General features: G+C 39.6%; 16 protein-coding genes and 1 CRISPR repeat array. Of the genes, 14 read left to right on the top strand and 2 right to left on the bottom strand.

Annotated elements, in window-relative coordinates; genetic code table 11:
* Nucleotides 1-90: 90 nt before the first annotated feature.
* Nucleotides 91-723, top strand: a complete 633-nt coding sequence (locus DS737_RS11035) for a hypothetical protein (protein ID WP_113997531.1) — start codon at nucleotides 91-93, stop codon at nucleotides 721-723.
* A gap of 265 nt (nucleotides 724-988) precedes the next feature.
* On the opposite strand, the gene DS737_RS11030 is transcribed toward DS737_RS11035, so the two are convergent.
* Complete coding sequence (locus DS737_RS11030; protein WP_113997530.1) at nucleotides 989-2,437, bottom strand: CYTH and CHAD domain-containing protein; 1,449 nt, start codon at nucleotides 2,435-2,437, stop codon at nucleotides 989-991.
* A gap of 198 nt (nucleotides 2,438-2,635) precedes the next feature.
* On the opposite strand from DS737_RS11030, the gene DS737_RS11025 reads away from it, so the two are divergent.
* The 12 genes from DS737_RS11025 (at nucleotide 2,636) to rapA (ending at nucleotide 24,663) form a co-directional block, all read left to right on the top strand.
* Nucleotides 2,636-3,007 (top strand): DUF962 domain-containing protein, encoded by a 372-nt coding sequence (locus tag DS737_RS11025; protein ID WP_100833450.1) that lies wholly within the window; start codon nucleotides 2,636-2,638, stop codon nucleotides 3,005-3,007.
* Nucleotides 3,008-3,130: 123 nt separating this feature from the next.
* Entirely contained in the window at nucleotides 3,131-4,093 is a 963-nt protein-coding gene (gene cas1f / locus DS737_RS11020; RefSeq protein WP_113997529.1) for a type I-F CRISPR-associated endonuclease Cas1f, read from the top strand.
* Nucleotides 4,090-7,602 carry a type I-F CRISPR-associated helicase Cas3f gene (gene cas3f, locus DS737_RS11015; protein ID WP_228206827.1) on the top strand — a complete coding sequence of 1,171 codons (3,513 nt, stop codon included), beginning with the start codon at nucleotides 4,090-4,092 and terminating at the stop codon, nucleotides 7,600-7,602. Before cas1f ends, cas3f begins: the two co-directional genes overlap by 4 nt.
* Nucleotides 7,603-7,991: 389 nt before the next feature.
* Nucleotides 7,992-9,323 carry a type I-F CRISPR-associated protein Csy1 gene (csy1, locus tag DS737_RS11010; RefSeq protein WP_113997528.1) on the top strand — a complete coding sequence of 444 codons (1,332 nt, stop codon included), beginning with the start codon at nucleotides 7,992-7,994 and terminating at the stop codon, nucleotides 9,321-9,323.
* Entirely contained in the window at nucleotides 9,323-10,429 is a 1,107-nt protein-coding gene (gene csy2 / locus DS737_RS11005) for a type I-F CRISPR-associated protein Csy2 (protein ID WP_113997527.1), read from the top strand. The genes csy1 and csy2 overlap by 1 nt, the downstream gene beginning before the upstream one ends.
* Before the next feature lie 2 nt (nucleotides 10,430-10,431).
* Nucleotides 10,432-11,478 (top strand): type I-F CRISPR-associated protein Csy3, encoded by a 1,047-nt coding sequence (gene csy3 / locus DS737_RS11000; protein WP_113997526.1) that lies wholly within the window; start codon nucleotides 10,432-10,434, stop codon nucleotides 11,476-11,478.
* Nucleotides 11,478-12,089 carry a type I-F CRISPR-associated endoribonuclease Cas6/Csy4 gene (cas6f, locus tag DS737_RS10995; RefSeq protein WP_113997525.1) on the top strand — a complete coding sequence of 204 codons (612 nt, stop codon included), beginning with the start codon at nucleotides 11,478-11,480 and terminating at the stop codon, nucleotides 12,087-12,089. The genes csy3 and cas6f overlap by 1 nt, the downstream gene beginning before the upstream one ends.
* Before the next feature lie 132 nt (nucleotides 12,090-12,221).
* A CRISPR array of direct repeats spans nucleotides 12,222-18,010; the repeat unit is 28 nt; unit sequence GTTCATGGCGGCATACGCCATTTAGAAA.
* Between the two features lie 91 nt (nucleotides 18,011-18,101).
* Complete coding sequence (gene thiE / locus DS737_RS10990) at nucleotides 18,102-18,713, top strand: thiamine phosphate synthase (protein ID WP_113997524.1); 612 nt, start codon at nucleotides 18,102-18,104, stop codon at nucleotides 18,711-18,713.
* Between the two features lie 84 nt (nucleotides 18,714-18,797).
* Complete coding sequence (gene hemL / locus DS737_RS10985; protein ID WP_004638366.1) at nucleotides 18,798-20,096, top strand: glutamate-1-semialdehyde 2,1-aminomutase; 1,299 nt, start codon at nucleotides 18,798-18,800, stop codon at nucleotides 20,094-20,096.
* Nucleotides 20,097-20,444: 348 nt separating this feature from the next.
* Nucleotides 20,445-20,861, top strand: a complete 417-nt coding sequence (locus tag DS737_RS10980) for a GlcG/HbpS family heme-binding protein (RefSeq protein WP_113997523.1) — start codon at nucleotides 20,445-20,447, stop codon at nucleotides 20,859-20,861.
* Between the two features lie 142 nt (nucleotides 20,862-21,003).
* A complete protein-coding gene (locus DS737_RS10975; protein WP_171055740.1) occupies nucleotides 21,004-21,648 on the top strand; it encodes an RluA family pseudouridine synthase in 645 nt (214 codons plus the stop codon).
* A gap of 186 nt (nucleotides 21,649-21,834) precedes the next feature.
* Nucleotides 21,835-24,663 (top strand): RNA polymerase-associated protein RapA, encoded by a 2,829-nt coding sequence (rapA, locus tag DS737_RS10970; protein WP_113997522.1) that lies wholly within the window; start codon nucleotides 21,835-21,837, stop codon nucleotides 24,661-24,663.
* 55 nt (nucleotides 24,664-24,718) lie between these two features.
* On the opposite strand, the gene dps is transcribed toward rapA, so the two are convergent.
* Nucleotides 24,719-25,213, bottom strand: a complete 495-nt coding sequence (gene dps, locus DS737_RS10965) for a DNA starvation/stationary phase protection protein Dps (protein WP_004638370.1) — start codon at nucleotides 25,211-25,213, stop codon at nucleotides 24,719-24,721.
* Between the two features lie 247 nt (nucleotides 25,214-25,460).
* Between dps and DS737_RS10960 the strand changes: the two genes are divergently transcribed.
* The gene (locus DS737_RS10960) at nucleotides 25,461-26,549 is read left to right on the top strand and encodes a DUF389 domain-containing protein (protein ID WP_005081876.1); all 1,089 of its coding nucleotides are present in this window, start codon (nucleotides 25,461-25,463) and stop codon (nucleotides 26,547-26,549) included.

The following is a 26,549-nucleotide window of genomic DNA, read 5'->3' as shown; positions in this document are numbered from 1 at the left end:
TAAACTAGATTAGACATTATAGACAAAGCCTTGCATAAACAAAACCGTTGTCTTAATCTAAAATAGCCTAAGTAGATTAGAATAATCAAAATGTCAGATGCAATCGAGATTCAAAGCCTAAAAACCGATATTGCTTTACTGCGTCAGCATATTCATCCACCTCAACATTTGCAGCATGTAGAAGGGTTGCCGATATATTACGGCTTAAAAGAGGAAGTGGATGCATATTATCGTCAATGGCAACCTTTGATTGAAAGAGCGCAGCAACTTTGTCAGCCATTTATGCAAGATGAGGTTATTGATGCCATCCATTTACCGAGTCATCTGAATCTACCTCTATTTTTTTTCCATGTAGATCGGATTCGGATTAATAAAACTCGTGCAAAAGAATCTAAAACTTTTCGAGGCGTGGCGGCATTAGTGGAAAAATGCGGACAGTTTGATACTGATCAAATTTTTGCGATGCAATCATGGTTAGAGAGCGATGATACCGCAGCTTTGGTGGCTCATCGTGAGTTTATCGATTTACGCACATATGTGTTTCAGCATGGGCAAAGTGAATACACGCGCACCCGTTTTTATATGAATGGCATGATTCTCAGTGTAGAGCCACATTTTAAATTGGTCGATGCGCGGGATAAGCCGCGCAAGCAACGCAATGATAGCTACAGTGATCCGATTGCCGATAATGGCACGTGGAAGATTTTTGGGAAGTATCGTTGAATGATCTAAGCTGCATAAAAATCTTGTTTGGGAATATGCTACTCGGGAGCGTCATCCACAACCTGCGTGATACTAAAAAGATAGGTAGTTTTGGACGAGTTAATGAAATTAGATTAATGAAAGCCGAGAACAGGTTTTGTGGATGACAAATGGTTTTGCCTACTTTTCCCGAAAGAAAAGTAGGTCGCCGAAGGCATATACCGAGATTGAATGAGGGTTCGGTACGACTCCGTTATGATAATAATATAGAAGGCAAAAGAAACTTTTACTCCCAGAAGATATCTTTATGAGACAAGACTTGTAGCTTTTTATCTGCTTTTTTCATCACATGCGGTTGTTGTGCCTTGACCCAACCTAAAGCAAATAAAAATTGCGATTGCTTCGCTGCATGTTGCTGAAAAATTTGCTCAGCCACAAACAAGTCATTATAAAAACCTAAATATTCTTGGATCGGCTGTAACTTATCTAGAAATTGCTGAACCTTCTTTTCAGGATATAAGCCTGATACAAAGTCGATGCAATAACGCAATTGTTTTACTCGTTTTCGTGTACGGTGTTGTTGTTCAACTGGAAGTTCTGAAAATACCGAGGTATCTTTCAAAATCTTTTGATAGAGTTGCGTTAAACTTTTCGCAACTTGTTTCGACAACTTCGTTGTTGATTCATTTTCACTATAGATAAAGCTAAATAATGATAGAAATAGCTGTGTTGTTTTAACACTGCTTAATTGCTTGGAAATATTCGTTTTAGCTGAACTTGGAAATGAGAAGTCAAAATCAGATACAGCCTTAATCAATGGAATGACGGATGCTTGAATCGCATCTTGATCTCTTGATTGACCCAATGCTTGAAAAATCTCTGTCAGGTCATTTTGCCAAGCTGGATCAAGTTGCTCTGTCCAATGAGAAAAATGTTTGAGTGCTGAACGTAAACGACGTATGCCAACGCGCGCTTGGTGAATATGATCTGCTTCAGCTACCTCGCCAGCAATTGCGGCAGCATTGGGTAGGATTTGATTTAAGCAGTTTTCAATAATCAGTTTGATCGCTTGCTCAGCAGAAAAGTCTGATTGAAGTTGTAATGTTTTGGCTTTAGTCGCTGGTGAAACCTTTTTCCCCATTGCCAATAAATTACCTCGTTCAGCTTTACTGCGTACATCGAGCCATAATTGATATTTTTCGACTAAGTGATTCGAGAAAATAATTAAATCGCGGGCTGAACCTTGTTTTAACTCACATTCTACTTCACAGATTTTTGCTGTGTCATTGGCGGTTCGAATTTCCCCATCATCTAAACAGACTTCGATTTTTGAACCTTGAAATTCAAAGGTGTGAAAGGTGCGCTCCACATCAGTTTGAAATTGTAATTCTAATGGAGTGAGTGGATCTCCTAATAGGTCTTTTAAAATACTTTGTATAGCTGGATAATTTTCATAAAGAGATAAATCTAAAACAGGTTCTTGTTCACATTTACCCAGTTCAATATCTTCTTCGATGCGTTGTAAATGGTTTTTACTTGCTGCTTTAAAGGTCTGTACCCAATGTTCACCTTCTTGACGCAAACGGATTGCGACATAGTTTTTTGCTAAAGTTCGATCAGCAGTATCGTAGTATTTGGCTTGTAGACGAATTTTTTGAGCTTTCTGCTTATTTAATGCCAATAACACACTTTTTTTCTTAGATGCAGGAAGTTGAAATTTAAGTTCTATTTCCATGTGGAGATGACTCCTGACCGTTAGAATGAATAAGTTTATGATTGAGTATAACCTAAACACAAGTTGAGCAATTATGCTGAAAAAGGCTATTTTCCTTGTAGGACATGGTTCAGTATATCGTATTATCTTACATGACTTTATTTTGTACAAAAAATGCAGTACCGTGTGCAGAGAGGACAGGATTAGGATGATCAATAAATGAATGCACCAGCAAATTTAGCGAAGCCAGTAGAATTCACTTTACCGATAAAAGATTACAATGAGTTTTATCGCTTTTACTTAACCGAGCATCGCAGTATAGCGAGTCGACGTTTGCATGTAGCAGGCAGTTCGATTGGTTTATATTTTTGGAGTAAAGCGATTCGCCAGCGTAAGGCTAAATATTTGGCTTATGGCTTATTGTCTGGTTATGCGTGTGCTTGGGTTGGACATTTTTTCTTTGAACATAATAAGCCTGCAAGTTTTAAGCAACCACTTTATAGCTTTATTTCCGATTGGCGGATGTTGTCCGATGTGGTTCGTGGTCGCCTGAGTTTGATTGATCGTAAGTTTGATAAGATTGATTCTTAAATTTTTGCTAATCTTTCAAAGGAATAAAGTTAAAACGACATGATATGTCGCTAAGCTGCTTCGGCAGCTTTTTTATTACCAAATGTTCAAGTAGTATAAGAAAAAACAAGAGAAATCATAACAATGGAACAACTTAATCCATCTGATTTAAAAGCAATATTACATTCAAAGCGTGCCAATCTTTATTATCTCGAACATTGCCGCGTGATGCAAAAAGATGGTCGGGTTTTATATCTCACTGAAGCCAAAAATGAAAATCAGTATTGGAATACTCCAATAGCCAATACCACTGTGATTTTACTTGGAACAGGTACATCTATTACTCAAGCGGCGATGCGAATGTTGTGTAGTGCAGGTGTCTTGGTGGGGTTTTGTGGGGGTGGCGGTACACCATTATTTGCAGGGAGTGAAGTGGAGTGGTTAACGCCACAGAATGAATATCGTCCAACGGAGTATATGCAAGGATGGATGAGTTTTTGGTTTGATGAAGCTAAACGCTTAGACGTGGCAAAACAATTTCAATTTGCTCGAATTGAGTTTATCCGCAAAATTTGGGCAAAAGACAAAGACCTAAAAGACGAAGGCTTTTATTTAGATGATCAGGATATTCAACAAGCGTTAAATGGTTTTGAAAAGAAAATTCCAAATATGGCTAAGGTTGGCGATTTATTGCTTGCAGAAGCACAAATGACCAAACAACTTTATAAGATTGCAGCGATTCGTTGCAAACTTAGTTTTGAACGTAATCCTGAACAGGGTGATTTGGCGAATGACTTTTTGAACCATGGCAACTATTTGGCTTATGGGCTTTCGGCAACCACACTTTGGGTGCTCGGTATCAATCATGGTTTTGCTGTGATGCATGGTAAGACTAGACGCGGTGCTTTGGTGTTTGATGTGGCTGATTTAGTTAAGGATGCAGTGGTTTTACCGTGGGCATTTATATGTGCTAAAGAAGGAATGAAAGAACAAGAGTTTAGGCAGCAACTTCTCCAAAAATTTACTGAATATCGTTGTCTAGATTGGATGTTTGAGCAAGTGAAGTTGCAGGCATGTAAAAGCTTTCCTGTAGTGGAGAGTGAATGATGATCGTCACTTTTATTTCCCAATGTGAAAAGAAAGCGATTCCTCGAACGCGTCGTGTGTTAGATGCATTTGCAGATCGGATCGGTGATAACACTTGGCAAACGGTGATCACTGAAGATGGTTTGTTAGCAGTAAAAAAGCTGCTCAGAAAAACAGTCACGAAGAATACCGCGGTGAGTTGCCATTGGATTCGTGGCCGGCGTAGAAGTGAACTTTTATGGATTGTGGGAAATCGTAATAAGTTTAATGAGCAGGGGATTGTGCCTGTCAATCGGACTGCCAAGCCAATTATATTGGATTATAGTGATCATAATTGGCAAACGGCTCCATTAATTGCTGTGTTGAGCCGAATTGCTGCTTTATTTCATGATTTTGGGAAAATAAATCCTTTTTTTTCCAAGAAAATAGCCAACGCAAAGGACAATAAAAAACCGATTGCTGATCCATTTCGGCATGAATGGATTTCTTTAAGGTTATTTGAAGCCTTTGTGAAATCATGTGGTCATCAAGATGAGTTCTGGATTGAAAAACTAATTAAAATCGCGCCTCAAAATGATGATTATATATGGCTAGAAAATATGATTAAGGATCATCCTGATCAAGCCCCGCATCAATCACCATTTCAAGAAATACCAGAAATTGCCAAACTGGTTGCCTGGTTAATCGTTTCACATCATCGTTTGCCTATTCCTAACTATTTATTAAACAAAAATAGCAATGACAAGTATGCCGCATCAAAGTTTGATACCGTATTAGATGACCTGAATTTTAGGTGGTGTTATCCACGTCAGTATAATATTGAAGATAAAAATAAGGAAAAAGACATTCAGGAATGTTGGAAAATAAAAGCTGAGCATATTCCTTTTAATAGCCAAACATGGTGTAAGGAAATGAATAGCTGTGCAGCACAGCTCTTACAACTTTACAAAGCCTATCCAGCGACCAATTTGTCCGATCCTTATCTCAGCCATGTTTCCCGTTTGGTGTTGATGTTATCTGATCACCATTATTCAAGTTGTGAGCCGACACCGAAATGGCATGATCCGAAATATTCCTGTTATGCCAATACAGATAAATTTGGTGAATTAAAACAGCCTTTAGATGATCATCTGGTTGGTGTAAGTCAATCTGCTCGAAAACTTATGGGCGCGTTGACTCGTTTAGATGAATTATTTAATCGTCTACCGAAACAACGATCTTTGGAAGGAAAAACCAGCAATCCTTATTATAAATGGCAGGATAAGTCTTATCAGGAAGCTTGTAGTATTCAGAAAAATTATCCAAATCATGGTTTTTTTGGTGTGAATTTAGCCTCTACAGGACGAGGCAAAACCCTAGCCAATACACGAATTATGTATGGTTTAGCTGATCCTGAAAAGGGCACACGGTTTAATATTGCGTTGGGTTTAAGAACTTTGACCTTACAAACAGGCAGGGCACTGCGACAAAAATTACATCTGGATGAGACTGATTTAGCTATTATGGTTGGTGGCGGTGCGGTTAAAGAAATATTTGAACAATATAGCCAAACTAGTTCAGAACAATTTATTCAGGATATAGAAAACCCTGACCCAACTAAAAACCCTGCCTTAGCCAAAATGATGGGATCGGAATCTTTAACTGGTTTATTTGAACCTGATGTGCAGGTCGATTTTGAAGACTTTGAGCTAGATTTTGAAGGAATTTTGCCATCAGATCATTTGTTAACAAAGTGGTTGAAAGGTAATCATCAGATTAAAAAAATGCTGATGAGTCCAATCTTATGTTGCACGATTGACCATTTAATTCCCGCAACTGAAAGTACTAGAGGTGGGCGGCAAATTGCACCTATGTTACGCCTGATGTCATCTGATTTAGTTTTAGATGAACCTGATGATTTTTCACCAGAGGATTATTATGCACTCACCCGACTGGTCTATTGGGCAGGTTTATTGGGAAGTCGGGTGTTATTGTCTTCTGCAACATTAACGCCTGCTGAAATTAATGGTTTATATCTGGCCTATAGTTCTGGACGTAAGTTTTATAATCTTCATCGTACTCAAGCCAATCAGCCAATTATTGCTGCATGGTTCGATGAAAATGAAAAAAACATTACGCATCAAGTGATTCCGTGTGATGGTACTGTCAAAAATTCAGAAGCCAGTCCCGTATTTGAAAAAGCTCATCGGCAATTTACAAAAAAACGGGCAGCTTATCTAAATGAACATACAGTATCAACACAAAGACGTACTTTAGAATGGGTCGGTTTACCTAGACAAATCCCTGCAATTGAAAAGTGGCAAAATGTATTTACCCAACATATTCTAAGTACTAGTTTTAAAGCTCATCAGTTAAATGCCATAACTGATCCAAAAACACAAAAACAATATAGTGTGGGGTTGGTGCGTTTTGCCAATATTGATCCCATGGCAGACATTGCCCAACTATTATTAAAACAAAAAATTGATGCAGACACTCGTATTCATTTATGTGTATATCATTCCCGTTTTCCGTTACTGATTCGAGCCAATATCGAAAAGTATCTGGATGAAATTTTAGATCGCAACAATGGAAAGCAACCACATGATCATCATTTGGTACAGAACTGGTTGCAAAAATATCCTGAACAAAAACAGATTATTTTGGTATTGGCTTCGCCTGTCTGTGAAGTAGGTAGAGATCATGATTATGACTGGATGATCATTGAACCTTCTTCGATGCGTTCTATTATTCAGGCATCAGGTCGAGCAAGACGGCATCGTACAGAACCTTACTTCCATTCTAATGTCTTTATTATGGAAACTAACATCCGTCATTTTAGGTATCCTCAACAAGCTTGTTTTTCTCGTCCTGGTTTTGAAGCAACCGGATTTGAGTTTCAAGGGAAAGGTGTAAGGAGGCATTTTTTACGAGGAATAGATGATACAAAAAATGCAGGTTTAATGGATCTTAACCATTTTAAACAACTCGACTCAATTGCTCGATTGATCCAGCCACCAGCAAATTACCTCAAACAATACTATGAAAGATCAGGCTATCCACGTTTAGCTGATTTAGAACATGACCGTATGCATCACATTTTATTGGGTCATGGCATCTGTCCTGAGATGCGTTCTATTGATGTATCACCAATTAAATTTCCTGCTTATAGTTTTTGGAATACGCCTATTCACTATACAGGCATTTTACAAACATTGAGCCGATTTCGGCAGTCACAGGCTGAGTTTTTTACTGCGTTGAGAGCAGAAGAGGAAGAGCAGGCTTTAAAGCTATATCAATACAATGAAAAAACAGGAAATTGGTTATTGGTCGAAAGTTTGGTTAGACGAATTGAATTGACAAATAATCCTCAAATTCACTGTTGGCCGAATCAGAAACCTGAAATCGCTTTAGAAAAATATTTAAATACAATTTCATTGGGTCGAAGCTGGGCTGAAAACTGTTCTCGATATTTAAGTCTTAATTTACCCAAACTGGCAGAGCAAAAGAAATGGCTGTATCACGATTGGCTAGGATTTATAAGGGAATAAACCTTATAAATCCCTATTCCTAAGCTGCCTGTGCGGCAGTGAACACTTGTATAAGCAGACTATTTCTAAGTTACCTGTATGGTAGAGCGAAGTATATCACATGAAAATCTATTGCAATGTAGATGGAAATCTATTAGTTTAATTAGTGGATAACTTACATTTTATGAATTACTGACTAGGTTATTAAAAATGATTAGTTTAACTAACGATCTGGCAGGATCATCACATCACCCGATAGGGTAAGGAGGAAAGGATGTTTAGCACATATCTGGTTAGAAGAGTCTAAGCAGTTAGGTAATGGACATCATTTACGATAGTTAAACTATCGTAAATGATAACAAAGATAACTTTAAAAAAATAATTTACTTTGTAAAAACTAAGGAAAAATAATGACTGAAGTACTCGAAGATGCTTCTCCTCCAACCATTCGATTCTTGATTGAGCAATACATTCAGGGGCGTTTAAAGGAAAAGTTGGAGAAGCTAAAAGAAGATGACTTTACTGAACGTGAAAAGCTACTAGAAAAATACCAACCTGAAACATGGTTAGAAGAGGCGAGTTTAAGAATCAGCCAAATTCGTTTGGCAACACATACCCCAAAACAGCACCACCCCAGTTCTAAAGCATCTGCTATGTTTTATGCAGAGCAAGATAAGACTCATGATTTTGTTGGATCACAGGGTCTACAACTGGAAGCTGATGTGATTGGAAATGCTGCCGTCTTGGATGTATTTAAGCTATTACGGCAAAAGTTCGAAGGGATATCCTTACTTGATCGTTTATTAAAAGCGGATCAAGACTTGATTGCTGCGCTCGCAAGCAATGCTGAACAGGCACAAATCCGCTATCAAAGATTTTTGGCATTCAGTGAAATTCCATCGGAGTTAAATGCAGGGCGTTTATCCAAGCAGGTTTATTTTCCTGTCACTCAAGATAAGTATCATATCTTGGTGATTTTATACCCAAGTGCTTTAGTACATCGGGTTTATCAGCAAATTTCACATGATCGCTTTGGTGAGCAAAGCAAGGTGTTACGTGAAGCTCGCTTTAAGGGTCTGCATTATTTGAAGGAAAGCCGAGAATACCCAAGTTTACTGGTTCATAATTATGGCGGTTCTAAGCCGCAGAATATCTCACAACTGAATAGTGATCGTCGTGGTTCGATGTGGTTATTGCCATCGTTACCACCTGTTTGGCAAGGACAGTTAGTTGAATTGCCAAAATCTGATTCAGTCTTTACAGGGTATTTAAGTAATCGTAAGGATGTAAAACCGATTTTAAAGTCTATCATTCATATATATCGACATGAATATGATCGAAATAATGTTGTGTTTCGAGATAGGCGAGATGAATTAGTCAATCAGCTTGTGGATTGTGTGATTGATATGAGTCTTGAACTTCAACAAAGTGCAAATTCAGGGTGGACACTTGACTCGCAGCGTAACTTTAACCGTGCCGAAAGTTTCTGGTTGGATCGTGGCTATCGTGAGGAGCTTTTTGACAAGGAAGATCAAAATATTTTAACGGATGAAGAACAGCAATGGTTAGAAGATTATCGTTGTCGGGATTGGCGTACTGAAGTGGGCAACAACTTTGGCAATTGGTTAAACAAAATTTTAATTGTCAGAGGCAAATTAGTTGATCTGGATGATCATGAGTCTCGGGTATGGTCAATCGCCTTGCGGGATAAGTTGCAATTACTCAAAGAGGAGTTTGCCTAATGAGTTATGCCTATCCTAAAGCTTTATATATTGTCCGTTTACAAGTTGAAAATGCTTCTATTATCAGTAGTCATCTAACATGGGGCTTTCCTGCACCGAGTGCCTTTACAGGCTTTGCTCATGCTTTGCAGCGAAAATTGAATGAAAGAGAACAGTATCGCAATCTGGAATGTTGTGGGATTGGTATCGTATGTCACCAGTTTACCCCTCAAGTGACGAAAAGTAGCGATTACCGTTATTCACCCTATCAACTCAATCTCGCTCGTCATCCTTTAGAATCAGATGGATCAACGCCTGCAATGGTGGAAGAAGGAAAAGGGCATTTTGAGGTTAGTTTGATCATTGGTTTAAGTGGCGATGATTTAGATCAACATTTATCTGCCAATGATGAAGATTTAAATGAGCAAACCCAATACTTAATTCAAAGACTTAACCAATTGATTTACGGAATACGATTGGCTGGTGGAGCAATTTTTCCTCATCGACGGGTAAAGCCTAAATTGGTGAATTGGACATTGTCTGAGGCTATCAATAAAACCGAAAAATTGCGTCATGCGTTATTGCCAGGTTTTGCATTGCTGCATCGACATGAAGTGTTGCTTGCTCATCAAAAATGGTTAAGCCGACAACAAGCGTATTTAGAGACACAAGAGCAGAATCCTGATGTTCTGGATACTTTGTTGGATATCAGCCGCCTCAATCTTTCCAGTAAGGAACAATCGCAACTTGGTGCTGAGGGAGAGCTTAAAGGTATTTGGCAAGTGAGGTCTCGACCTGAGCATTTAAAAGGCTGGTTAGTGCCGATACCAATTGGCTATGCAGCATTAACAAAACTTCAAGACAAAGGTTCAATTACAGGCGTAAGAGATAATCAATATCCAGCAACTTTTGTTGAAACTTTATTGAGTTTGGGAGAGTGGCAAAGTCCGCATCGGATTTCAGATTTAACCCATACCTTATGGACTTATAACACCGAACCTAAAGATGGGGTTTATGAAATCACTCAACCTTTTGCTCCAAAACTCAACTTACAATTATTGTCAGATGATTTAGAAGAACAATCATTTGATTTCGATGAATTAGATTTAGAAGAACAGGAAGATTAATCATGGCTAAAGCTCCAACAACTAAAATTAAAACTGCATCAGTATTATCATTTAACCGTCATTTAGACCCATCAGATGGGCGTATGACTGCAGTCAACTGGAAAGAAATTGAAAATGGTGCAGGTACAACAGTTATCCAGATTCAGGAAAAATCAGTACGAGGTACGATTTCAAATCGCCCTAAAAATGCCAAAGAAATTGATCCTGCGTATATTAATGCAGCGGTAGAAAAAGCCAACTTACAAACCGTTGATATTGCAGCATTACCACAAGGTAAAGATACGGTTGCTGTTACATTTACCTTACGTATTTTACCGAATGTTGGACAACCATCAGCCTGTAATGATGAAAGTTTTGCAGAACGTCTTAATGCAGTTGTTTCAGGGTATAAAGTTGAAACACAATTTCAAGAATTGGCTAAACGTTATGCAGTAAATCTCGCTAATGGACGTTTTTTATGGCGTAATCGTATCGGTGCTGAAAATGTCAGTGTGACCGTTGAGCGTATTGTTGATGGTAAACCAAGTGCAAAATTGAATTTTGATGCTTTGGCTAATCGCTTATATGAGGTTAAAGTCCATTCAGATCAGGAACAATCGTTAACACAACTTTCTACATGGATTCAGGCAGGGTTGACGGGTGATGAACATGTATTATTACGTGTTACAGGTTTTGCGCGTTTAGGAGAAGGGCAAGAGGTTTATCCCTCTCAAGAATTAATTCTTGATACAGGGAATACAAAGGGTAAAAAAAGTAAAACCCTATATGCAATAAAGGACAATGAAGCAGGGATTCACTCACAAAAAATTGGTAACGCCCTACGTACTATTGATACATGGTATCCAGAAGCCACTAAACCAATTGCAGTTGAACCTTATGGTTCAGTGACTTCTGAAGGGAAAGCGTATCGTCAGCCCAAAGAAGGACAAGATTTCTATAGTCTGTTTGATGGTTGGATAAATACAGGTAAAGTTCCTGAAATTGAGCAGCAGCATTATGTTATGTCTGTTTTGGTACGTGGTGGCGTCTTTGGTGAGAGTGACAAATAATGCAATATTATATTGAGCTTACACTTTTGCCTAATGAAGATACTTCTGCGTATTTTCTTTGGTCAAAAGTTTATACCCAGCTTCATATTGCTTTTGCCGAACATAGTAATGAGCAGGGAAGAATATCCTTTGGCGTATCTTTCCCTCAATATCGTATGAATGAGCAAAAGAAAATTGGTTTTTTGGGTACAAAAATTCGTGTGTTTGCCAGCTCGGAAAATCAGCTACAACAGCTTAATTTAGGCAAATGGCTAGAACGACTCATTGATTATGTACATATCACTCAACCGAGAGAAATACCTCAAGCCAAGATTAATGGCTATGCACATTATTATCGAGTTAATCCAAAGATGAGTGTTGAGGAGCGTATAGTTCATCAAGCGCGACGTCGAAATATTTCTTTGGATGAGGCTAAGCAACATTTTAAACAATATATTGAGCAACCTATCATTGAACCTTATGTAAGTTTAAAAAGTCTGAGTGCAAAACGAGAGCAAAATATAGATCGACCCTATCGTTTATATATTGGTAAATCTCTTGTTGATGAGGCAAAAGATGGAGAGTTTGGAACGTATGGGCTAAGTCGAATGGCAACAGTTCCAGAGTTTTGACCCAATATTTTTTCTACTCTTTAACAGCTTAATAAAATCAATAAGTTACAATAAGTCATTTTTTGATTGGGTAAATTGCTAAAACCCATGATAAGTACTTGTTGTAACTTATATTTTTACTATAATTTTATAGTTCATGGCGGCATACGCCATTTAGAAATAAAATTGCATATCAAGTGGTTGATGATTGTAGTTCATGGCGGCATACGCCATTTAGAAACATTAACTTTACGTGTGCCAACTTCACCAAGAGTTCATGGCGGCATACGCCATTTAGAAAAAAACATTGTAGTGACTTATTGGATATGATATGTTCATGGCGGCATACGCCATTTAGAAAAACGAGATACTGTTTCAGGAGATTCACCCAAAGTTCATGGCGGCATACGCCATTTAGAAAAAAAGTATAAAAACACTGGTAACTCATCAACCGTTCATGGCGGCATACGCCATTTAGAAAACTAAAAACCCGATAATTGACAGGCTGAGGAAGTTCATGGCGGCATACGCCATTTAGAAATTAACGCCTTATAGATCAGATAAGAAAAGAACGTTCATGGCGGCATACGCCATTTAGAAATTAAATGAAAAAAGGGAGAATTTCTCCCTTTTGTTCATGGCGGCATACGCCATTTAGAAAGTCTTTTTCAGTGCGATATACTGACGGTAAAAGTTCATGGCGGCATACGCCATTTAGAAATTACACGTTGGAGATTTCCTAAACACGTCTATGTTCATGGCGGCATACGCCATTTAGAAAATTTAGTGAACATTTTTGGTTGGGAACAGTCAGTTCATGGCGGCATACGCCATTTAGAAATGGCTCAGGTAAATCATTACTTGCTACTGAACGTTCATGGCGGCATACGCCATTTAGAAAAGATGAACTAGCATTCATCCGGATAGGCAAAAGTTCATGGCGGCATACGCCATTTAGAAAATATATTTGATCTGATGCAATTTTATTTCTAAGGTTCATGGCGGCATACGCCATTTAGAAATTTATCTGCTTGCTTTTGAATCTTATGTAACTGTTCATGGCGGCATACGCCATTTAGAAAATTACCTAAAGACTGCGACTGGAGACAAACGCGTTCATGGCGGCATACGCCATTTAGAAACATGACCCAATCTAAACCGTTTATTAATTCTTGTTCATGGCGGCATACGCCATTTAGAAACACTTGTCTTAGCTATGTATGGCTTTCTTGATGTTCATGGCGGCATACGCCATTTAGAAAGCAATATCTAATGCCCAGATGGGGGATTTTGTGTTCATGGCGGCATACGCCATTTAGAAAATGTAACAAAGAAGACTATTTATCAAAGATAGGTTCATGGCGGCATACGCCATTTAGAAATTGTGAAAGCTGCATCTATAATGATTACTCACGTTCATGGCGGCATACGCCATTTAGAAATGACTCTAAAATCCCAAGATGGCTACACTATAGTTCATGGCGGCATACGCCATTTAGAAAAGTATGCTAGATGCTGCGCAAGCGCGGCGTCAGTTCATGGCGGCATACGCCATTTAGAAAAACTATTTAAAAGCCACCTTACATAAAATGGCGTTCATGGCGGCATACGCCATTTAGAAAGATAGCGTTACCCGTAAGGCTTAATTTATCCAGTTCATGGCGGCATACGCCATTTAGAAACTCGAAGTAATGATTTTTAAAACTATTGTTTTGTTCATGGCGGCATACGCCATTTAGAAATGTATAATTGTTCGCCATCTGTGCTATCCAATGTTCATGGCGGCATACGCCATTTAGAAAATGCATCTGCATCTTTGAAATGTAAGACACGGGTTCATGGCGGCATACGCCATTTAGAAATCAATATTATCAGTTGAGATTGAGCCGTATTGGTTCATGGCGGCATACGCCATTTAGAAAAGCCTTGTCGATAAAACGCATAAAAACAAAGCGTTCATGGCGGCATACGCCATTTAGAAACAATCGCTCTGCAATCGCTGATGCTAGTAAGGGTTCATGGCGGCATACGCCATTTAGAAATTCTTTGCTATGTAGTGTATATTTGAGTCGCCGTTCATGGCGGCATACGCCATTTAGAAAACGACCCGTTAAATGCAAAACCTTGTTATCAAGTTCATGGCGGCATACGCCATTTAGAAAAGCTGAAATCCTTGCGCGAATTGCAGGGGATCGTTCATGGCGGCATACGCCATTTAGAAAATTAGCATCTTAGTGAAGCCAACTTTTGAAGCGTTCATGGCGGCATACGCCATTTAGAAAAGTGGGGTTTTTGCTTTATTAGTCTAAGTTATGTTCATGGCGGCATACGCCATTTAGAAAACGGCAACGTCCTCACCTGAGCGCTGGATGTCGTTCATGGCGGCATACGCCATTTAGAAATTTTCACCGTCTATAGTGTCAATCACTGAAACGTTCATGGCGGCATACGCCATTTAGAAAAGCTATCAGTGATCAAGAAGACGATTATCTAGGTTCATGGCGGCATACGCCATTTAGAAAATACTCGCGCGCCCGACAAGTGTTTTTTATTTGTTCATGGCGGCATACGCCATTTAGAAAATACCAACGCACAACTCAAAATGTTGGATATTGTTCATGGCGGCATACGCCATTTAGAAATGAAAATATTCCGATGCAGATCAACGATTATCGTTCATGGCGGCATACGCCATTTAGAAAGTTTCAAATACAAGATCAACCAGTTATCGAATGTTCATGGCGGCATACGCCATTTAGAAAGTTCTAACTCACGTTGTGAGTAGTCTTGTAATGTTCATGGCGGCATACGCCATTTAGAAAGACCATGTCTGATGTTAAAGTGATTTTTTGTCGTTCATGGCGGCATACGCCATTTAGAAAAAAAGGATTTTTCATCAGAACGATGATTTTTTGTTCATGGCGGCATACGCCATTTAGAAATTGTAGGCCTCTTCATAAAACCCACGTTCGAGGTTCATGGCGGCATACGCCATTTAGAAATGAATGTCTAATGTTTTACAAACGCCCTCTGTGTTCATGGCGGCATACGCCATTTAGAAAAAGGTAAAGCGGCCAAAGACTTGTTAAATACTGTTCATGGCGGCATACGCCATTTAGAAATGATTTTGAAAAACTTCAGCCATGATTGATACGTTCATGGCGGCATACGCCATTTAGAAAATCATTTTGTGCTTGCAAAGTTGGTGAGATATGTTCATGGCGGCATACGCCATTTAGAAAAATCAATTAGTGCTGGTAAGCCATTTGAACTAGTTCATGGCGGCATACGCCATTTAGAAATCAAGGACACACGGTTGATGCGCCAAACTTTAGTTCATGGCGGCATACGCCATTTAGAAAATCTTCAGCATAGTCGGCAAGAATGCAAATGCGTTCATGGCGGCATACGCCATTTAGAAAAAGAACGCTTAATTACATCACCACCCTTTGATGTTCATGGCGGCATACGCCATTTAGAAATCCGTATCCGATTTTGGTGCATCTGGAAGTTCGTTCATGGCGGCATACGCCATTTAGAAAATGGTGATTTGGTTTGCTCGAAAGCTTTCAGAGTTCATGGCGGCATACGCCATTTAGAAATTCATGACCAATCAAGCGCTTAAAAGCCTCATGTTCATGGCGGCATACGCCATTTAGAAAATTTGAATGATGAGACTTCAGAACTAGTTCTTGTTCATGGCGGCATACGCCATTTAGAAATTGGGAATAACTCTAATACGTGAAATATCTTCGTTCATGGCGGCATACGCCATTTAGAAATATCAAACAATGATGGATGTGCTGTAGCTCGAGTTCATGGCGGCATACGCCATTTAGAAAAACATAGACCATGTTTTCACTCAAAAATGAATGTTCATGGCGGCATACGCCATTTAGAAAACTCCAGTCCAGAAGAAGTTAATAACTGTATTGTTCATGGCGGCATACGCCATTTAGAAAATACTCGCGCGCCCGACAAGTGTTTTTTATTTGTTCATGGCGGCATACGCCATTTAGAAACTGACAAATAACCAAACAAGCAACCAGTACCAGTTCATGGCGGCATACGCCATTTAGAAAAGTGAAATCCCAATCGAAAATCATGCGCGCTTGTTCATGGCGGCATACGCCATTTAGAAACTGACAAATAACCAAACAAGCAACCAGTACCAGTTCATGGCGGCATACGCCATTTAGAAAAGTGAAATCCCAATCGAAAATCATGCGCGCTTGTTCATGGCGGCATACGCCATTTAGAAAGTTTCAAATACAAGATCAACCAGTTATCGAATGTTCATGGCGGCATACGCCATTTAGAAAGTTCTAACTCACGTTGTGAGTAGTCTTGTAATGTTCATGGCGGCATACGCCATTTAGAAATGTTTTTAATACTTGGTTTCGTCCCGACTGGCGTTCATGGCGGCATACGCCATTTAGAAAATTAGAAAGCGTGGACTCCGCAAAATCCAATTGTTCATGGCGGCATACGCCATTTAGAAATGTTAATGCAATACTTACAACTAAAATTAAATGTTCATGGCGGCATACGCCATTTAGAAAAACTAAGTCAAAAGTCGGTAAACCGATGCTTGGTTCATGGCGGCATACGCCATTTAGAAAACCTGATATCCCTTTCACATTTGAATCAAAGTGTTCATGGCGGCATACGCCATTTAGAAATTCGCGCGCGCATCTTCGATGTCGCATAATGAGTTCATGGCGGCATACGCCATTTAGAAAATGAGAACTGAAGGTTTCACCGCACTTCTTGCGTTCATGGCGGCATACGCCATTTAGAAACTGAAATGGATCAAAACTTCCATAAACCCGCGCGTTCATGGCGGCATACGCCATTTAGAAATGCATTGATCTTTGATGAACGTTTGGCTAATAGTTCATGGCGGCATACGCCATTTAGAAATTATGTGTGACGGTGCTGCACTTGTACGTCCAGTTCATGGCGGCATACGCCATTTAGAAAACTCCAGTGCATCTAGCGATTGTTGCAACATTGTTCATGGCGGCATACGCCATTTAGAAATGCAGTAGCAATATTGATCTTACAATCGGGTAGTTCATGGCGGCATACGCCATTTAGAAATTCAATGTCCAATCTGAACCACCAAAAGTGCTGTTCATGGCGGCATACGCCATTTAGAAAATAAGATTTAAGGCTTTTTAATCAAGTTTAATGTTCATGGCGGCATACGCCATTTAGAAACTGATCAAAAATTATTAAAGCTTTACCATCAGGTTCATGGCGGCATACGCCATTTAGAAATTACGAGTCATTGCCAACACACTATACGGGGAGTTCATGGCGGCATACGCCATTTAGAAAATCGGAACAAAGTATGCTTTTGGCGCTGGTGTGTTCATGGCGGCATACGCCATTTAGAAAAATGTAAAAATTCCTTTTCCACCTTTTGGCGAGTTCATGGCGGCATACGCCATTTAGAAAGACAAACTATACTTAGAAGCTAAATCAGCAACGTTCATGGCGGCATACGCCATTTAGAAAACCAACAAACGTTAAACCTGCATCATTAGTTGGTTCATGGCGGCATACGCCATTTAGAAAAACTAAGTACGTGCCAATGGCGGTGTATCAGGGTTCATGGCGGCATACGCCATTTAGAAATTGAGCATCAAAATCGGGCAAACCTTGTGGTTGTTCATGGCGGCATACGCCATTTAGAAATCGAATTTTGAACTCAGCTAATACATTCCCTTCGTTCATGGCGGCATACGCCATTTAGAAAAACAGATAATCGCAAATAGGACCGATATAAACGTTCATGGCGGCATACGCCATTTAGAAAGTCAATGTAGCTGCATCAGTTGCACTAGCATCGTTCATGGCGGCATACGTCATTTAGAAATAATATTCAAAATTCAAAAGCATCTGTAATGTTCACGGCGGTATACACCATTTAAATAGTGTAAATGGTTATTCCTAATACATTCAGGCACTTTAATTTTTAAATAAGAAAATATACCCTGAACCTAATATATTTTTAGTGAATTTTTCATGCGCGGTCTTTATCTCATCACCAATGATGATCCCATCCAATTATTACTTGAAAAATTAGAAGTTGCTTTAGCGACGAGAAAGGTTGCGATTTTGCAATATCGCCGTAAGAAAGTGGCAAAGGCAGATCAACCACGTGAAGTTGAACAGATCAAAACATTGTGTGAAAAGTACCAAGTACCATTTGTGATTAATGATGATTTGGCTTTAGCTGAACAATTTGGCTTAGGAGTCCATCTTGGGCAGTCAGATGGGGAAATAAGCGATGCCGCAGCACGTTTGCCGCAAGGTGCGATTATTGGTCGTACATGCTTAAACTCATTAGAGCTGGCTGAAAAAGCAATTGCTGATGGGGCGACTTATGTGGCTTTTGGTGCAGTCTATGCCACCTCAACTAAACCAGAAGCAGGCAATGTTGGCATCGAAGTAATCAAGCAGGCTAAACAAAAGTTTACTGTACCCATTTGTGCAATTGGAGGTTTGACCGTTGAAAATTCTCAAGTGGTGATTGAGGCTGGGGCAAGCCTTTGTGCCGTAATTAGTGATATATTAGGACGATCAACAGCCGAAATTCCTGCTCGTGTAAATGCATGGGCAACGTTATTTGACTAAATTAGATGTAATCCGCTTTGCGGAACTTTCATCGTTTCTCGGAACGACAACGTTCCTCGTCCTCGATTCTAGGTTGAGTCTTTTATGAGTTTATCTCCAAAGCAAGAACAGTTATTTAAACAAGCAAATAAACATATTCCGGGTGGTGTCAATTCGCCTGTACGTGCATTTAACGGTGTTGGCGGTACGCCGGTCTTTATCGAAAAGGCAAAAGGGGCGTACTTGTGGGATGTTGATGGTAAGCGTTATGTAGACTACGTTGGTTCATGGGGACCGATGATTTTGGGTCATGCACATCCAGATATTATCCAAGCAGTACAAACAGCAGCGGAAGATGGTTTAAGTTTTGGTGCGCCAACGGTACACGAAACCACTTTGGCAGACACGATTTGCGAAATTATGCCTTCAATTGAGTTGGTGCGTATGACCAGTTCAGGGACTGAAGCAACCATGACCGCGATACGCTTAGCACGTGGTTATACAGGTCGTGACAAAATTGTAAAGTTCGAAGGCTGCTACCATGGTCATTCAGATTCGTTATTGGTGAAAGCGGGTTCTGGTTTATTGACTTTAGGAGAAGGTGAGCCAACGTCAAAAGGTGTACCTGCTGATTTTGCTAAACACACATTAACGTTGCCGTATAACAATATTGAAGCGTTGAAAGAATGCTTTAGCAAATTTGGTCATGAGATCGCGGGTGTGATCATTGAGCCTGTTGCAGGTAATATGAATCTGGTAACGCCAATTGATGGTTTCTTACAAGCAATTCGTGATGTTTGTGATGAATACAAATCAGTATTTATCATTGATGAAGTGATGACAGGTTTCCGTGTTGCTTTAGGTGGTGCGCAATCGGTTTATAACGTAAAACCAGATTTGACCACGTTGGGTAAAATTATTGGTGCAGGCTTACCAGTCGGTGCTTTCGGCGGTAAACGTGAAATCATGGAATGCATCGCACCTTTAGGTGGGGTATACCAAGCAGGAACATTGTCGGGCAATCCATTGGCAATGCGAGCAGGTATTGCAATGTTCAAGCATCTGCGTGAACCGGGTTTCTATGACAAGTTAGCGGCACAATTAGCAAAGTTACTTGCGGGTTTACAAGCAGCGGCAGATGAAGCGGGGATTCCATTTAAGACCCAGCAAGTTGGTGGTATGTTTGGTTTGTATTTCACCGATCAAGAGGACATTACCAGCTTTGATTCAATGTTGGCTTGTGATGTTGAAGCTTTTAAGAAATTCTTCCATGGTATGTTAAAGCGTGGTGTTTATCTTGCACCATCTGCATTTGAAGCAGGATTTATTTCATCGATGCATTCAGATCAGGATATTGCCGATACGATTCAGGCAGCAAAAGAAACCTTTGCTGAAATGAAATAACGCTGTGATGCCTACATAAGCCCGATTCGTTCGGGCTTTTTTTAATGGAATAGATTTAGATTGATCAGAATAAAATAGCCCTTAATTGATTTAAAATAATTAATGCTCTGAATTATATTTTTGATTTAACAATAATTTGTATAACAAGTTTCAACTTCAAAAATCAAAAAATAAATAATCTTTACTGTACCACAATGTAAAATAATGCTTGAATAGTAAACTATATTTGCGCTTATCTTTAGCTTCCCAAAAGCCTTAATATTTTGGCTTGCACACGCTGTAGATAGCGCTTCTATGGATCATATTTTAAATAAGCTTTTGATAAAAACTCATAGGAATGGAGTAACAATGAAAACTAAACATTATTTAACGGCGACGGATGTGGACATTCTGGTTGATGTGGCAGTGGAGTATGCGACAGCACATAGTTTTAATGTCAGTATTGCCGTGGTCGATGACAGTGGAACCTTGTTAATGATGAAGCGTATGGATGGTGCACCAGTATTATCAACACAAATTTGCCAAGAAAAAGCCCATTCTGCCGCAGTCAGTCGCAGAGCGACCAAGGCATCCGAAGATATGATCCGTGATGGTAAAATCGGCTTTTTAACAATAAATGCAGCCAACGGCATGTTAGAGGGCGGTGAGCCGATTGTCTATCAAGGACAGGTTGTGGGAGCTGTTGGTGTTTCAGGGGTACAATCTTTTCAAGATGCAGAAATTGCCCAGCATGCGATTCAACAATTTCTAGAGCAACAGACCTAAATCATCATTTAAATTTGAATCTGGATGAAAAATAGAGAGAAACACGAAAAAAATCAGTAAAAATACGTGTCATGCATTGTAATTCAGCGCCAAGCTTTTTATGATTGCCGGCTTGTTTTCATCCAGTCGTTGGAAGGCTACCTTGAGTGATTTTCTAAGTGAACATTTGATTCATCGTGATGAAGATTTTATGGTCATCCATAAACCTGCTGGGCTTCTGACAGTACCAGGGAAAACACCAGATTTACAAGATTGTCTGATCAATCGATTATTAAAATTAGAACCCAAAACTTTACTCATCCATCGTTTAGATCGTGATACCTCTGGTATTTTGGTTTTTGGATTATCTAAATTTGGGCAAAGTACTATTTCGCGTCAATTCCAAGATCGCCAAACTTCAAAAATCTATCAAGCTTTGGTTGCCGGTCACTTAGAAGGACAGGGAACGGTTGATATTCCTGTGATTTATGATCCAAGCCGTCCTCCATTACATATCGTTGATGCAACTCATCACAAACCCGCTTTAACAGAGTGGCAAGCGATTGAGCACTTAGAGATTCAAGGGCAGGCAGTCACACGGGTCAAGTTGATCCCGATTACAGGGCGTTCACATCAACTTCGGGTACACATGCAATATTTAGGTCATCCAATTCTTGGCGATACCTTATATGCCACACCAGAACAGCAACAGCTTTATGAGCGTTTGTGTTTACATGCGACGCAACTGAGCTTTGCTCATCCTAAAACAGGCACACAGCTTGATTTTGATTGTCCTGTGCCGTTTTAACCGTATTTTTTTAATCTAAAGAGACTTAAAGTGCGCTATTTCAGTCAGCTTTATGTCAAAATATTAGGGTTGTTTGCGTGAATCATTTTCCGTGAAAACCAAATTTAAAACTACATAAAGTAGCTTAAACTTTCATCAGTTTAAGGCATACAATATGTGGGCTAACATGAGAAAAGGTGGAATAAATTGCAGCCGTTTGCTATTGGTCAACGTTGGTTATCAGATACAGAAACTGAACTCGGTTTAGGTGTTCTTATTGATGTAGATGAACGTTCTATTAGTATTTTATTCCCCAAAAGTGATGAAACTCGTGTTTATGCACGTAACAATGCACCCTTATCACGAATCATTTTTAATGTTAAAGATGAAGTGCAAGACCAAGAAGGGATCAAGTGGATTGTTGAGTCCATTGAAGATCGTCATGGTGTATTGCGTTATGACGTGGTTCGCACACTGGAAAATGGTGAAGAAGAGCGTAAGTCTCTCAATGAAACCCGTATTGGTGCGCAAATTCAGCTGTCAAAACCTTTAGAACGTCTGTTGGCAAGCCAAGTCGATTATAAAGAGTGGTATGACCTTCGTATCGAGGCGATGTTGTTGCAAGCGCAAATGCATACCAGTCCTTTACGTGGTTTTCTCGGTGCGCGTGTCGGTTTGATTCCACATCAGCTTTATATTGCGCATGAAGTCGGTAAGCGTTTTGCACCACGTGTTTTATTGGCCGATGAAGTAGGCTTGGGTAAAACCATTGAAGCAGGCTTAATCATCCATCAGCAACTCAAAACAGGACGTTCAGAACGTATCCTGATTTTGGTGCCTGATTCACTGCAATATCAGTGGATGATTGAAATGCGTCGCCGTTTCAATTTGCAATTCTCGCTTTTCGATTTAACCCGTACTGCTTCGATCAAAGAACATGATCCTGATCTTAATCCCTTCCTAACGGAACAATGCATTATCGCCAGTGTCGATTTGATGGTTGACCATGAGGATTTACGTGAGCAGGTGGTTGAAGCGGGCTTTGATTTACTGGTGGTGGATGAAGCACATCACTTGATGTGGAGCGAAGAAGACGGCGGTAATGATCGTTATGATTTGGTAGAAGAATTGGCAGAGCAAACAGCGGGTGTTTTATTACTTACAGCAACACCTGAACAGTTAGGTGTAGAAAGTCATTTTGCACGTTTACGTTTACTCGATCCGCAACGTTTTAGCAGTTTAGATCGCTTCCTCGATGAAGAAGAACAATATCAACAAACGGCAAAAGTTGCCGAAGTATTAATGTCTGACGAAGCATTGACTGAAGCGCATTTGGCAGCATTAGAAGGCTTATTGGGTCATCGGATTGATGATCAGCCTGAACAGCGTATGCGTGCGATTCATGAACTTTTGGATCGTCACGGCACAGGTCGTATCCTATTCCGTAACACCCGTGAAGCGATCCAAGGTTTCCCTGGTCGTGATTGTCAGCCAGCGCCATTACCAGCACCAGAAGATTGGTCTATGGATGGTAAAATGCGTGAGCAGATGTGGCCTGAAGAGGGGCAAATTGATGGCGCTTGGATGGAAACAGATCCGCGTGTGCCTTGGTTAATGGAAGTTCTCCGCAAGGATTTAAAACATAAAAAGGTATTGTTGATTGCACGCAGTGGGCCTGTGGTTGAGGCCTTGGAAAATGCATTACGCTTACATGCAGGCATTCGCACAGCGATGTTCCATGAAGGTATGAGTTTATTAGAGCGTGACCAAGCGGCGGCATACTTTGCAGAAGACAGTTATGGTGCTCAAATCCTGTTGTGTTCTGAGATTGGTTCAGAAGGGCGTAACTTCCAGTTTGCCAGCGACCTGATCCTATTTGATTTACCGGCAAACCCTGATGTACTTGAACAACGTATTGGTCGTTTAGATCGTATTGGTCAAGAAAACCGTATACAAATCCACGTGCCTTACTTAATGGGAACAGCGCAAGAACGTATGTTCCGTTGGTACAACGAAGCCCTCAATATTTTCAGTAATATTTCTCCGACAGCGCAGACGTTACAAGAGAACTTTATTGTTGAATTGAAAGATTGTTTGCTTGCGGATCAAGGTCAGACCTTTGAAGATTTACTTGAAGAAGTGAATGTACAACGTCAAGCATTGGAAGCTGAATTACAAGCAGGGCGTGACCGTTTGCTTGAGTACAATTCATGTCGTCCAGTGGTTGCACAAGGCATTGTACAAGCACTTGAAGATTATGATGACAATACGACTTTACCGATGTTTGTGAAGCGTTTTATGTCATCAACCAACATTGATTTTGATGAGCAAAGTAACGGTACTGTGATCATCAAGCCTACTGATCAAATGCAAGTTCAAGGTTTGACCTTGGACGAAGAAGGTATGACAGCAACTTTCTATCGTGATCAGGCACAGATTCGTGAAGACGCGCAATACTTAACGTTGGAACACCCGTTTATTGAAAGTGTGATGGAAATGATCCGTACACAATCTTTTGGTAGTACCAATGTTGCGTTGTTAAAATCTAATGCCTTAAAACAAGGTTCAGTGTTACTTGAGGTTTGGTTTAAGGTCGATGTAGTTGCGCCGAAAGCATTGAACTTGCCATCTAGTTTGCCGAAGCAGTTGATTCGTGTATTACTGAGTGAAAATGGTCAGGACTTGTCTGCAAAGATTGATCCAAGCATTTTACGTCCGTACCTGCACCATTTAGATGGTAATAGTTGCCGTCAAGTGGTGAAAGCACGTCGCGAAGTGATTGAAACACGTTATGCACAAGCGTTGGATATTGCTAAATCGTCATTGCCTGAATTAATGAAACAGGCTAAAGAGCACTACAGTAGCAAATGGCAGTATGAGATTGATCGTTTAACTTATCTCAAGCAATTTAACCCAAGTATTCGCCAAGATGAAATTGAGCGTTTGCAAAAATTCCAACAAGAAGGCTTAGGCTTACTTGATGGTTTATCTGTTACGCCTGAGGCGATTCAGGTGTTGGTCGTAGTTAAACCATAATTGTAATACCAACAAAAAAGAGGACGATAAGGTCCTCTTTTTTATGCATTTAAATTTAGTGATCAATATTGGCTTCTAAGAACCATAGATATTGGTCTAAGTCTTCTAAAGCTGCATGAATAATATCTTCCGAAATAGGATCTTGAATTTCGTCAATTGTATCGCGTAGATGGTTAGCCACTACGCCATAACGATCAGCTAGTTCTTTTAAATGGTCTTGTACAGCATGGATCGCAACTGGATAAGGTTTTAGATGAGAGCTTTCTGCAACCGTTTGGGTAGTCCCTAGCGCCGTACCACCAATTTGTACCGCACGTTCAGCAACATTATCTAAATGCGTAATAATAGATGTACGGAACATATCTAACATTTCATGAACTGCAATAAAATTGCTACCGCGCATGTTCCAATGTGCTTGCTTTGTTAATAATGATAAATCGATCAAATTTGCAAGAATTTGATTCAAGATTTTAACCGTCGCTTCTTTGATTGAATCATCTAAATTATTACGTGTATATACTTTTAAAGTTTTAGCCGCTGAAGAATTCATAGTTACCTCATTCAATTATCATTAATGAAAAACAGTAAATTAAAACCGTTGATTCCTTATTTAGAGTACGCTTCAAGATCTTTTGAGAGTGTTTTAGTTTTTAAACCTTTTGTAATTAATGGTGAGTTTTAATATTTTTTTGAATAAATTACAGTGTCTTAAAGTAAAATGATTCGATTGAAATAAAGCCTTGGTTCTGCTGTGCTGAGCGTAGTGATTTTATTCTTTTAATAAAGAGACATAACAAATGGAAAATGAAAAAGATAAGCCAACCATTGTCATTAGTGATCATCCTGAACATAAGCGAATTGAAGTTTTAAAAGAAAAACTACGTTATAAGCAAGCCTTGCGAGAGAATTCTAAAAAGATTGACCATAAATTAGTGCGTTTAAATATTCAGGCAGATGCTTTACCTACGAAAACATTCTTTATTATGAATGCATTAGCTGCTGTCATTGCAGGCTATGGTTTGTTGGCTGATTCTTCGGCAGTTGTAATTGGGGCTATGCTTGTCGCAATGATGCTTGGGCCAATTTCAGCAATTGCATTGTCTCTGATTGATAATCGATGGATCTTGTTTATTACGGCACTTAAAACGTTGGTTCTAGGTGTGGTCATGATTTTTGGGATTGGTGTGATATTAGGACTGATCAATTTTAATATGGCGCTCACCCATGAAATATTATCTAGAACTCAACCCAATGTGATTGATTTAATGATTGCGTTGGCAGGTGGGGCTGCTGGTGCATTTGCAGCTGTTTCACCTCGACTCTCCGTGGCTGTCGTTGGTGTTGCGGTTGCAACGGCTTTAGTTCCGCCATTAGTTGCAAGTGGGATTTTATTGGCACATTTGGATTTTCGCCATTCCGCCAACGCCTTTTTATTGGCATTTACCAATATTGTGGCAATACAGATCAGTTCTTCATTGGTATTGTGGATTGCAGGTTTTAGAAGAGGTTCTGATGAGCAAGTACAGAGTAATGTATTAGAGTTTATAAAACGGAATATGGTGAGTTTACTGTGCTTGTTGGTACTGAGTGTTTATCTGACTGCAAATTTTTTACATATGATCAAAAAACAGATGTACGAAACAAAAGCGCGTACAGCTATTACCGAAGCTTTAAATAAAAATAATAATATTATCGACAAAATACAATTTGCTAATCAGACTCAATACACGTTAGTCCGTGTTGTCGTTGAAGGAGACACATTGCCAAATACTGCAGAAATAGAGAAATTAAACGCTATTTTACCGCGTGACTTAAAAAATATGCCTACTCTTGTACAAATAAGATTTATACCAGTACGGATTATTCAAGCGGGTGATCAACAATAA

It is taken from the genome of Acinetobacter haemolyticus (genome assembly GCF_003323815.1).
In the GTDB taxonomy this organism is placed as follows: Bacteria; Pseudomonadota; Gammaproteobacteria; order Pseudomonadales; family Moraxellaceae; genus Acinetobacter; species Acinetobacter haemolyticus.
Note: the sequence above shows the minus strand (reverse complement) of the source record. Positions and strands in the feature narration are given on the sequence as shown.